An 11,200-nucleotide genomic window follows, 5' to 3' on the forward strand; every position below is an offset into this window, starting at 1 on the left:
TCAACCCAACCGAAATTCCAGGAGCGAACATCATGACCATTCTCGTAACCGGCGCCACCGGCCGTGTGGGCCGCCAGGTCGTCCGTCAACTCGTCGATCGCGGCGTCGACGTGCGCGTGCTGGTACGCGATCCGTCCCGAGCCGACTTCCCCGCGGCGGTAACCGTCGCGCAGGGCGACATGCTCGACATCGACGCGCTTCGCACGGCCTTCTCCGGCGTACGCACGCTGTTTCTGCTCAACGGCGTGGCGGGCGACGAATTCACACAGGCACTGATCGCGCTGAACCTCGCGCGCGAATCGGGGATCGAGCGCGTCGTCTATCTGTCCGTCCTGCACGCCGACCGTTTCGTGAACGTGCCGCACTTCGCGGTGAAATCCGGCGCCGAGCGGATGATCGAGCAGATGGGCTTCAGCGCGACGATCCTGCGGCCGGCGTATTTCATGGATAACGAATCGATGGTCAAGGACGTGATCGTCGAGCACGGCATCTACCCGATCCCGATCGGCAGCAAGGGCGTCGCGATGGTCGACGTGCGCGACATCGCGGAAGTGGCGGCACTCGAACTGATCCGCCGCCACGACGCGCCCGGCAAGCTGCCGGTCGAGACGCTCAACCTGGTCGGGCCGGACACGCTGACGGGCCCGCAACTGGCGGCCGTCTGGTCGGACACGCTCGGCCGCCCGATTGCCTACGGCGGCGACGATCCCTCCCCGTTCGAACACAACTTCGCGCAGTTCATGCCGAAATGGATGGCCTACGAAATGCGGCTGATGGCCGAGCGGTACGTCAGCGACGGCATGGTGCCGGAAGCAGGCGATGTCGAGCGGCTGACCGCGATCCTCGGCCGCCCGCTGCGGACGTATCGCGACTTCGCGGCAGCCCTCGTCCGCTGAGCGCGATACCGGGCCTTCAAGCTCCGTGCGGCCGTGCGAGCTGTTGCACGCGGGGAACCGGTCGCCGTGCCGGGCCGGTTCGCCGCGACCGCCATGCTGTCGGCGCCTCGGCAGCGGCCCGCCTCGTCAGAAATCGCCTCTGCCGGACTGTCTCGCGGCACCCGCGGCCATCGCACGACATGACCGATCTTCGCCGGATCGTCGCGCGGCGTTAGAATAGCGCCCCTTCTCATGGGAGACGACAATGTCCTGGTTCGTTTACGAAGTGCCCGAATATCACGAAGACGCTGCGCGCGTCGAGCCCTTCAGCGATCTGCGCAGCCGTGTGCTGGAAGTCGGTGGCTTCCCCATGGCGGACGAACTGGAAAGCGTGCGCGAGAACGCCGCGGCGACAGCGGACACGCCCGAGCGTCCCCTGCGGACGCCGGAAAATCCGCAGGTCTTTCCGATTCCCTACGCCGAATCCATGATCCTGGTCGGGTTCATCTTCGATCTGAAACGCGAATTCCGGCAACTGGTCGTGTCGCCCGTCGAAATGCCCTGGCTGAAAGACGCGTAAAAGACGGCCGGCGCGGAAACCGACGGGAGCGTCTTGTCTGCTCTGGCGCCCGGCCCGTCCGGATATCCAGCCAACGTTGCCGGATACCGCGCCATTGGGACGGGCGGCGTGCTCGTTGACCTGAATCGATGCGCGATCGGGACGCCGGAAGACACCGGCGGAAGCGCCGGACGCGTACCCGAAATCAGTTCGACGATTGAGTGTGGCGACGACCGTTTGAATCCGCCCGGTACACCCGTCAAGGCTTCCGGTCGCTACTCGGGCAAGCGGCCATTACCTGTAGCACGAACCGTCGACGCGGTTGCCGGGGCAATGCCCCCGCGGAGGTTTTTTAGTACCCCGAAGATCGGGCGCATGAACCGACGCGTCTATCGCGCGCGTGACGCAGCGCGTGCCGGTGTGTTCGACTACATCGAGCGCTTCCGCCATCCGCACCGTCGGCGCTCGACGCCGAACTTCGTCAGCGCGGCTCAGTTCGAGCGACGTATGACGGGCGAGTGAACCCGTCCGGGAGAACGGGGGAAGACCGCTTTCAGAAATCCACGACCGAAGCCCCGCTCACCTTCCCGTCGATGATGTCCTTGCCTTGCTGTCGTGCCGCACGCCTTGCCACTCCGAAATCGGAGAACGTGTGCGGCTGGTTCAGCCGGAAAACACGGCTTGCGGGGGAGCTTGCTATCGAGGACGGACGGCATATGCGCACCGCAATGTCATACCCTTCGGCATAACGCGAATGCCTGTCGAAGCGGATGAACGTGCGAGCGAAGACAAGAGGATGAAGTTCGTACCCCTTGTAGAGAAGAAGCGGATATGTCGGCATGTTGGTGACTCCACAAGGGGAGACCCACTATACACGGAACGGGTAGCGCAGGGTGACGCAGATTTTCGAAGCGCGCCGACTGCGGGTACCCGCGCCCGCCGCGCGATGGTCGCGCTCCGGCGTGCCCGTGGCATCGAGCCGAAGCTGCCCGGTCGCCTCTCGACGTGATGAGAAAACTTCGAGCCCGCACGCCTCGTCGCGGCCGAAATAAAACGGTTGCGCGCCCGGCGATACGCGTATGATGGGTTCATCCGGGCCGTATGCGCGAACCGCCGACTCCCCCCTCCAGCTTGGGCCTTGCCATGGCTTGGGCACCGTATTTCCCAATCTCTTCAACTCGTCGCGCCGTGCGGCAGCTGCACCGCACAGAACCGGTTCTTGTACCGCTTTTCGGAATCCACGTGTTCTCGCCGGGCATCAAGTCGAGATGCAAATCTTAATCAAAAGGCGGCGAACATGAACGGGTACTGCGATGTGGAACGCGAGCTGGTCCATATCAGGCGAGCCATCGGGCTGCTTGAACGAGCACAGCACGCCTTCATCAACAAATCGTCTGTAAGCGATCCTGCATATTGGCGAGTCAGGCTCGACAAACTCCGCAGGCAATCTGATCGAAACAAGGTCCTTGAACTCCAAGTGGACGAGCTGCTAGGGCGCCTCGCGGGAATTCAAGGGGCGCGCTGCGGCAAATAGGCCCCTGTTTCGTCACCCGCCGACTTCAAACTCGGGAGCAACATCATGATCGACGCCAGCCCAAGCAACACGTTTCGACATCTCCCACTCTCGCCGGAGCAGGACACGGAAATCCGGCACTATATCAAGCGGAAAAAGCAAAGGGGCGAGCAATGGGATACCCCCGAGCTGGCAATGATGCTCGGAGACATGCTTGCCCCTCCGCCAAGCGACGATGATGCGCCGGAGCGTACCGTCGAGGAAACGAAACTGGCCTGCGAGTTTGCATTGGCATCGATCGACGAAGCCATGGAATCCGTTTCCGCAAGCGAGGAACGGCTCGCCGCGGTGGAAGCCGAGGAAATGAAGCACCGGTGACAGCGGTTTGCCGGCGCTCACGCGCCGTGCCAGCGGCTGGTCGATCACTCGCTGCGGCCCGAAGTCAGGTATGCCTTGATCCACGACGCCACGAGCGACGATTCGTGAAATCGCCCGGGCGTCGCCCTCCGGTGCGCGACCGGCGACTTTTGACCCATTTCGTCATCCCGTCGAGCATGCGCGAGCTTGATCGATTCCAGTCGACCGCTCACATCCGCTTGTCCCCACGCGTCAACACGGCACCCGCCCGCCAACGCCATTGCCCATCATCGTGCACCAGCGCTGGGTCTCTACCTGCGGCTGCGGATACGGCAATCCGGTCCGCGGATCGATCGAGTCGAGCGGATTCGGTCCCGGGGGATGGTTTGCCGCGTGCCTCGCGGCGGTCTCCGCCATCTGTTTCGCGGTCTCCGCACGTTGTCGAGCGAGGTCCGCCTTCTGCTCGGCATCCACTTTCTTCGTCATGGTCACCAGCCGTGCGAACTGCGGATCGCGAACATCCTGAAGCGGCGGGAAAGGCGGCGCAACCGGCATGAAGAGCACCGGACCGTCATATCTCGGCACCGCCAGTTTCGACGGCTTGCCGAAATCCGCGGCCATGCTGATCTCCCACATGCCGACGTTCATGCCGAGCGCATGCTCGTAGTGCCGGTTCACGTCCGCGATACCGAGCGGCCCGGACGGCGCGGGCAACGGCTGAAGAGCGGGCGGCAGCGTTTGCCGGGCGGCAGGATACATCGCGCGCACCCAGCTCACCGCGGCGACCGAGTATTGATAGAGCATCGCGTCGTACTTTTCCAGCACTTGCGCGCGACTATAGCCGCCGGGATTCTCGAACAACGGCTTGTACGCTGCGAGGCTATCGAGGTACCGCATGTTGTCGTTTCGCTGCTGGGCAACGAACTGCTGCTGAGGATCGGCCGGAGCGGACGAAGTCACGGCAGCGCATCCGGTGAGCAGGCTGGCGACGAATGCGACGCTCGCCGTCGTTCGTGGTGCCGACCGGGGTCGACGCAAGATATTGGGCATCGGGAACGCAGTGAAGAGTAGCGGAATTGTCGTGAACCGGCGATCTGCCGACGCCGGCCGGCAGTCGCCACGCTCGCCCTATTCTGCCCCGCCCCCTCGCCGTTCCCGGTGGATTTGCGTCTCGTCCTGGTGGATTCCGGCCTCGGGATCGCGGGCGCATGGGCACCCGACGTTCGTCGAGCGGCACTGTCATTCCCGCGAACGGTCTGGCATCGAGCCCGAACCCGCGGCTTCCTCCGTCCGCAGGCGCCGTCGCATCCGCGGCGCGCCTCCCGCCGATGGCGTCAATCCATGCCTCCCGGCAACGCCGACAACGTCGGCGTCCATCCGCCATCCGCAGTAGAATCCGCGTGATCAGCACCGAACGGCTTGGCCGCGCATCCCGCGCGCCGTGCCGCCGACGATCACGGGAACCCATGATCCTCAGCCGCCGCCCCGGCGGATATCTGCGGCGCTTCATCGACTCGGTGTGGGCCTCGTATCCGCCGTTTCCGATCCGAAACGAACATTGCCGCGAGCGCGTGCTGCCGACCGGCGCGGTCCACCTCGCGATCCGGCTCGACGCGGATCCGTTGCGCCTCTTCGATCACGCCGCCGACCAGACCGGCCGAACGATCGGCGTCGCCGTGATCGGCGGCCCACGGGCGGCCCCGTATATCAAGGACGTCGCCGTTCCGGTACCGACCGTCGGCGCGCTGATTCGGCCGGGCGCGGTCCGGCTCGTCACCGGTGTACCGGCATCGGCTCTCTACGGCCTGCACCTGTCGCTCGACGATTTGTGGGGCGCCGCCGCTTCCGGCCTACGCGACCGGCTCGGCGAAATCGATTCCGCCGCTGCGCGGCTGGATCTCTGGGAAACGCTGTTGACGGCGCGGCTGCCGCGTGTGGCCGGCATCGACCCGGCCATCGCCGAATCGATCGCGCAATTGAATCGCGGCACGGAGGTACGTGCAATCGTGCAGCAGATCGGCTGCAGTCACCGTCACTTCGTCGCACGATTTCGCGACGCGGTCGGCATGCCGCCGAAACGCTACGGCCGCGTGCGCCGCTTCGGGCAGATGCTCGACGGGCTGTCGGCCGAACCGGCCGCCTCGTGGGCCGATACCGCCGCGCTCGCAGGCTATGCCGATCAACCGCATTTCAATCGCGAGTTCCTCGAATTCACCGGCTTGTCGCCGGAACAGTACCGGCGACGCGCGAGCGCGAACGGCTTTCACGTACCGCTCTGACGCGCTGCCGCCACGGCGGCGGTCAATTTTGTTCAAGACCGGGCGCGAAATGCCCGATAGGATCGGGCCACACTCTCGCCGTTGATCGGAGGGCACCATGGCGATTCACGAAGTCTTTCCGTATCTGCGCGCCAAACGCGCGGAGGACGCCATCGCGTTCTATGCGAAGGCATTCGGCGCGCGCGAAAAATTCCGTCTGGTCGAACCGTCGGGACGCATCGGTCACGCGGAGTTGCAGTTCGGGCCGTGCACGCTGATGATCTCGGACGAGTTCCCGGAATACGATCTCTTCGCCCTCGACCCGGCGGGCAACGCGCCGATGGCGCTCCATCTTCATGTCGACGACGCCGACGCGACGATCGCCGCCGCCATCGCGGCCGGCGCCAGCCTGACACGCGCGATCCAGGATCAGTTCTACGGCGAGCGTTCCGGCCGGATCCGCGACCCGTTCGGTTACGACTGGTTGATCGGACAGACGATCGAAGCGGTCGAACCCGACGAAATGCAGCGGCGTTACACCGCGCTGTTGTCGGGCGATCAGTAGCAGGTTTGCGCCGCCCCCGCCCGACATTCGCGATGCACTGCCACCCCGGCGACATCAGCCGGCTTTTCCTGTGCGTGCCGACGTTGCACTTGAACCGCCCTGCGCCGGCCGAATCGTTCCTGGCTGCTGCCGTCGATGCCGGCTACGAACTCGAGCATGTGCTGCGCGACTACCCGCGGGTTCGCTATCGGCCGCTCGACTTCCACTCCCTGTGCCAGCAAAGCCTGTCCGTGCTCGACGACACGCTGCTGGCCGACCTGACGGGCGACATGCCGCTCGGATGGCGCGGCGCGCACTGGGCAGCCCTGCTGATCGCGCTATCAGGTGACGCGCGCTATCTGCCGCATCTGGACGAAGTCAGGCGCCATCGCGGTGTCGAATGGGCAGGCGAGCTTGCCGAGGCCGCGTCGTGCCCCGATGCGCGATCGTCGGCCTTCCGTTGCTGCCGATCGATCGTGCAGTTGCGCAACCAGCTCGCCGCGTTGCCGCGCGTCACCGTCCGGCTGCGACGCGGACTCACGCCCGACGCGCTCGAAGCCTGGGCGAGCGCCGTGCGGGCCGCGTATCGGAATGGCAGCCTCGACACCGCGCTGGCGATGGCCCGCCATTAAGCGTTCGACGAACGATCACGCGCCCCCGGCTCGAACCGCCGGACGCCGCGACACACGTCCCGCTCCGGCCTGAATCCCCGCAGCCGCCCTCGCGATTCCATTCGATTTCGCAGAGGACCTTTCCTGTGCAACGCCTTAATCGACGGCCGCACGATCTCCAATAATGGCCGCTCGATCCGTCGGCCGGTACGCCGATGCGACCCGCCGGCCTTCGCGCCGGATCAACGATAAAAACTCCTATGCACTCCTACCAGATGAACAAGCATGCCGGCGCATGCGTCGCGGGGACCGTCATTGCCGCCTGCCTGACCGGCATCGCACCGGGCATCGCGCACGCCCAGAGCAGCGTGACGCTGTACGGCCTGATCGATACGTCGATCACCTACGCGACCAACCAGCGCACGCAGGGCGCGGGATCGCCCGGCAGCGGCACCGTCGCGCTGACGAGCGGCGCACTGAACGCATCGCGCTGGGGGCTGCGCGGCCGCGAGGACCTCGGCGGCGGGATGGCCGCGGTCTTCGCGCTCGAGAACGGCTTCTCGGGCACGAACGGCAAGCTGTCGCAGAAAGGCGTCGACCTGTTCGGCCGTCAGGCCTGGGTCGGCGTGAGTTCGAAGACGGCCGGCACGTTCACCTTCGGCCGCCAGTACGACCTGATTCTCGACTTCGTGACGCCGCTCGGCGCGTCCGGCCCCGGCTGGGGCGGCAACCTCGCGGTCCACCCGTACGACAACGACGATTCGAACCGCAACATCCGCATCAACAACGCGGTGAAGTACACGAGCCCGACGTATCGCGGGCTGACGTTCGGCGCGATGTTCGGCTTCTCGAACACGGCCGGCCAGTTCTCCAACAACGCGGCATGGAGCGCGGGTGTGTCGTATGCGACCGGGCCGTTGAAGCTCGGCGCCGGCTACCTGAAGATCAGCCGCGACCGCAATGCGCCGAACCCGGACGGCGCACTGAGCACGGCCGACGGCTCGGCGACGATCACGGGCGGCAACCAGCAGATCTGGGCGATGGCCGGACGTTATGCGTTCGGGCCGCACTCGGTCGGCGCCGCGTGGTCGCACTCGACCACCGACGGCGTGACGGGCGTGCTTCAGGGCAGCAACATCGCACCGCTGAAGGGGGAATCGCTGGTGTTCGACAACTTCACGGTCGACGGCCGCTACTTCGTCACGCGTGCGCTGAGCGTCGCCGCCGCATACACGTATACGATGGGCCGCTTCGACACACGCACGGGCCAGACGCGCCCGAAATGGAACCAGGTCGTCGCTCAGGCCGACTATGCGCTGTCGAAGCGCACGGACGCCTATCTCGAAGGCGTCTACCAGAGCGTGAGCGGCGGTAACGGCAATCCGGCGTTCAATGCGACCGTCTGGACGCTGACGCCGTCGGCGAACAGCAACCAGGTGGTCGTCGCGCTGGGGCTGCGGCACAAGTTCTGACGAGGCGGCGGCGGACGGTATCCCGCACGCCCGATCGCCGTGAGCCGCGCGATCAGGCCGCACAAAAGCGCGACCTGATCGCTGTGGCTCGGCTCACCGCGCGCGGCGGGCGGGAACAGGAATGCCGCCCGACTGTCGCATTTGCGCAAAAAATGCGAAGAAACTGGTCACGATGTGACATTTTTCCTAATCTGTTTGCAGCGACGCCGTATTTCGGCGTTCCGGCCGCAACACTCTTTCATCTGGCGCACCACCGGCTTACGAACCTGCATCACGTCGACGAAGCCGACCCTTTCGCGCCATGGCGGCCGGACAGCTGCGTGCAGCCCGCACGCGCCGCGCTTTCAACGCAGTCAACCGCTGGAGACGAACGATGAGCAAAATGAACCGATTTGCGGTCCTGTCAATTTTCGTACTGCTGGCGGGTTGCCACAACGCGGCGAAAACGCCCGAGAATGCCGGCGCGGCGCCCACGCCTTCGAGCGAAGCCGTCGCGACGGTGTCTGCCGACGAACTCGACAATCCGAACGGCCCGCTTGCCAAGCGCAGCATCTACTTCGATTTCGACCAGTACACCGTGAAGCCCGAGTTCCAGTCGCTGCTGCAGGCGCACGCCGACTACCTGCGCAGCCATCCCGCGCGCCGCGTGCTGATCCAGGGCAACACCGACGAACGCGGCACGTCCGAATACAACCTCGCGCTCGGCCAGCGCCGGTCGCAGGCCGTGTTCAGCGCGCTCCAGACGCTCGGCGTCCCGGCCACGCAGCTCGAGGCCGTCAGCCTCGGCAAGGAAAAGCCGGTCGCGCTCGGCCACGACGAGGATGCGTGGGCGCAGAACCGCCGCGCCGATCTCGTCTATCGTTGATCCGTTGATCCACCGCCGCGCGGGCGGCATTCGTGCCAAGGGAAGGCAACGCAGGCCGCCGGCCGCAGTCGCGGCCGCCCGGTGCCGTCCGGCTTGCCCGGCTCATGCGCGTCACCGCGCAGGCGCTCGTCGCGCGGCACGTCGCCTTCAACGCCGCCGTTCGAGCCGCCGGTGCAGCCAGTGCGACATCACCGCGGACGTCACGATCGCATCGAGCGTCGCGATCGCGTTGATGTCGCCCACCTTGTCGGCCTTGATCATCCAGGCCACGAGCAGGACATAACCGATCATCGCGCCGGCGCCCACGATCGTGCCCAGCAGCACGAACCAGCGCCGCCGGACCTGCGGGCCGATCGCGCCCATGATCCCGCCGGTCGCCATCGCCGGCAGGAAGTAGCCGAACACGAACGACGCGAAGAAAATCAGCGGCACCATGCCGGCGCTGACTGTCAGCACGTGCCATGACGGGCCGTCGATCAGCGACCATGCGATCAGCATCACCGCCGGCCAGACGAGCGACGCGACCAGCGGGCCGCCGATGGCAAACGACAGACAGCCGAGTACGGCACGGCGGGACAGGCGCGAGGAATGGCGCGGCGGGCGCTCGACGGTAGCACTCATGGTTCTTGTAGTCGGAATCGGAATGGCGGCGTGCCGGAGTGTACCAAGGCGACGCCCGCCGCCGTCGATCCGGCCGCTTCGCGCACGGCGATAGGCAAAAACCATGGAATAAACGCCCCGCCCGACGCGTTTCGTCATCGCGCAGACGCGCGGTTCATGCGAACCGGCCTGTCCGGCGGCCTGCGCGCTGCAAGGAGATCGCGATGAAATCGGCAACCTTGGCCGCGATGCTGATCGCGGCGCTGATGCTTGTCCTGTCGGCGGGATGTACGTCGTCGGGCAGCGGCGTGTCGCAAGGACCCGGCATGAGCCGCTATGGCGGCTCGGGAGGAAGCGGAGGCGGAGGCGGCGGCGGTTACTGAAACGCCGCCGGAAAAGGGGCGGGGCATCGCGCGCGAGCGCCGGAAACCGGCTGCCTCGCGCACGATGCCCCGCCCCGGACACGACTTAACGCATCGCCTTCACGTCGGCCGGCGTGACGCTCGCGGGCTGGCCGCCCCACGTCGCGCGCAGGTAGTTCGCGAGCTGCGCGAGCTCTTCGTCGCTGAGCGTACGCGCGAAGCCCGGCATCGCCTGCAGGTTTTCGAAGCCGGCGAACTTCTGCTCGTCGATACCGTCGAGCATCGCGACCAGCAGGTTGCGCGGATCGCCCTGGCGCACCGTCGAGTTGCCGTTCATCGGCACCGCGACGTGCGGCTTGCCTTCGCCGTTGAAGCCGTGGCACCCCGCGCAGACCGCCAGATACACCGAGCGGCCCGCCGCGAGCTGCGCGGCATCGGCGGACACCGGCTTCACCGGTTGCGGCGCAGGCGGCGTATCGCCGAGCAGGTACACCGACAGCGCGCGCAGGTCGTCCTTCGTCATGTATTGCGTGCTCAGGTGCACGACCGGATACATCTCGCCGAACGCCGAGCCCTGCGGCGCGATGCCGACGCCGAAGAACGTCTGCAGGTCGGTGCCCGTCCAGCCGCGCGCGGCGAGGCCGGCCGGCGTGATGTCGGGCGCGGCCACGCGGCCGAGCGCCGCGCCGGCGAACGGCTTCACACCGTCGAGCTGGCCCGTGAACGCACGCGGCGTATGGCATTCCGCGCAGTGGCCGAGCGCGCCCGCGAGATAGCGGCCGCGCTGCCAGTCGGCGGATTGCCCGACCGACGCGTCCGGCAGGCTGTCCTTCAGGAACACCATGTCCCAGAAGACCATGCCGAAGCGCAGGTTGTACGGGAACTTCAGGTCGTGCGCGCGGTTTTCCTGCGCGACGGGCTTGACCGTCATCAGGTACGCGTACATCGCATCGGCGTCGGCGCGCGTGAGCTGCCGGTACGACGTGTACGGCATCGACGGATACAGGCGCTTGCCGGGCGCCTTGCCGTCGTGCAGCGCGGCGTAGAAATCGTCCGCGCTCCAGCTGCCGATCCCGTGATCCTTGTCGGGCGTGATGTTCGAGCCGTAGAACGTGCCGAACGGCGATTCGAGCGCCGCGCCGCCGGCGAACGGCGCGCCGTCCTTCGCGGTGTGGCACGCCGCG

General features: G+C 66.4%; 14 protein-coding genes. 10 read left to right on the plus strand and 4 right to left on the minus strand.

The annotated features are described in order from the left end of the window. Positions 1-32 precede the first annotated feature (32 nt). From G3N62_RS09700 to G3N62_RS09710, 3 genes are all read left to right on the plus strand, one after another. Complete coding sequence (locus G3N62_RS09700; RefSeq protein WP_034191356.1) at positions 33-896, plus strand: NmrA/HSCARG family protein; 864 nt, start codon at positions 33-35, stop codon at positions 894-896. Between the two features lie 244 nt (positions 897-1,140). Next, positions 1,141-1,455, plus strand: a complete 315-nt coding sequence (locus tag G3N62_RS09705; RefSeq protein ID WP_034191355.1) for a hypothetical protein — start codon at positions 1,141-1,143, stop codon at positions 1,453-1,455. A gap of 33 nt (positions 1,456-1,488) precedes the next feature. Beyond that, positions 1,489-1,956 carry a hypothetical protein gene (locus G3N62_RS09710; RefSeq protein WP_124669306.1) on the plus strand — a complete coding sequence of 156 codons (468 nt, stop codon included), beginning with the start codon at positions 1,489-1,491 and terminating at the stop codon, positions 1,954-1,956. Positions 1,957-1,987: 31 nt separating this feature from the next. On the opposite strand, the gene G3N62_RS09715 is transcribed toward G3N62_RS09710, so the two are convergent. Continuing rightward, positions 1,988-2,275 (minus strand): hypothetical protein, encoded by a 288-nt coding sequence (locus tag G3N62_RS09715; RefSeq protein ID WP_080288006.1) that lies wholly within the window; start codon positions 2,273-2,275, stop codon positions 1,988-1,990. Positions 2,276-3,013: 738 nt separating this feature from the next. On the opposite strand from G3N62_RS09715, the gene G3N62_RS09720 reads away from it, so the two are divergent. Next, entirely contained in the window at positions 3,014-3,325 is a 312-nt protein-coding gene (locus tag G3N62_RS09720; RefSeq protein ID WP_034191353.1) for a hypothetical protein, read from the plus strand. 231 nt (positions 3,326-3,556) lie between these two features. Here G3N62_RS09720 and G3N62_RS09725 read toward each other — a convergent pair whose 3' ends face one another. Then, positions 3,557-4,264 carry a hypothetical protein gene (locus G3N62_RS09725; protein WP_226252167.1) on the minus strand — a complete coding sequence of 236 codons (708 nt, stop codon included), beginning with the start codon at positions 4,262-4,264 and terminating at the stop codon, positions 3,557-3,559. A gap of 248 nt (positions 4,265-4,512) precedes the next feature. Here G3N62_RS09725 and G3N62_RS09730 point away from each other — a divergent pair, with 248 nt between their 5' ends. The 5 genes from G3N62_RS09730 (at position 4,513) to pal (ending at position 9,054) form a co-directional block, all read left to right on the plus strand. Then, positions 4,513-5,583 (plus strand): AraC family transcriptional regulator, encoded by a 1,071-nt coding sequence (locus G3N62_RS09730; RefSeq protein WP_241013049.1) that lies wholly within the window; start codon positions 4,513-4,515, stop codon positions 5,581-5,583. 97 nt (positions 5,584-5,680) lie between these two features. Further along, a complete protein-coding gene (locus G3N62_RS09735; RefSeq protein WP_124669305.1) occupies positions 5,681-6,127 on the plus strand; it encodes a VOC family protein in 447 nt (148 codons plus the stop codon). Between the two features lie 89 nt (positions 6,128-6,216). After that, on the plus strand, positions 6,217-6,738 hold the full coding sequence (locus G3N62_RS09740) for a hypothetical protein (protein WP_241013050.1): 522 nt from the start codon (positions 6,217-6,219) through the stop codon (positions 6,736-6,738). A gap of 239 nt (positions 6,739-6,977) precedes the next feature. Further along, the gene (locus G3N62_RS09745) at positions 6,978-8,189 is read left to right on the plus strand and encodes a porin (protein ID WP_185733046.1); all 1,212 of its coding nucleotides are present in this window, start codon (positions 6,978-6,980) and stop codon (positions 8,187-8,189) included. Between the two features lie 373 nt (positions 8,190-8,562). Further along, complete coding sequence (pal, locus tag G3N62_RS09750; RefSeq protein WP_034191351.1) at positions 8,563-9,054, plus strand: peptidoglycan-associated lipoprotein Pal; 492 nt, start codon at positions 8,563-8,565, stop codon at positions 9,052-9,054. 147 nt (positions 9,055-9,201) lie between these two features. Here pal and G3N62_RS09755 read toward each other — a convergent pair whose 3' ends face one another. Then, positions 9,202-9,675 (minus strand): hypothetical protein, encoded by a 474-nt coding sequence (locus G3N62_RS09755; RefSeq protein WP_034191350.1) that lies wholly within the window; start codon positions 9,673-9,675, stop codon positions 9,202-9,204. 203 nt (positions 9,676-9,878) lie between these two features. Here G3N62_RS09755 and G3N62_RS09760 point away from each other — a divergent pair, with 203 nt between their 5' ends. Next, entirely contained in the window at positions 9,879-10,037 is a 159-nt protein-coding gene (locus G3N62_RS09760) for a hypothetical protein (protein ID WP_167361899.1), read from the plus strand. Positions 10,038-10,122: 85 nt separating this feature from the next. Here the strand turns inward: G3N62_RS09760 and G3N62_RS09765 are convergent. Continuing rightward, positions 10,123-11,200 (minus strand): cytochrome c (locus G3N62_RS09765; protein ID WP_206141228.1); only part of this gene is annotated, 1,078 nt, incomplete at its 5' end.

Source organism: Burkholderia sp. Tr-20355 (assembly GCF_017104685.1).
GTDB lineage: Bacteria > Pseudomonadota > Gammaproteobacteria > Burkholderiales > Burkholderiaceae > Burkholderia > Burkholderia seminalis.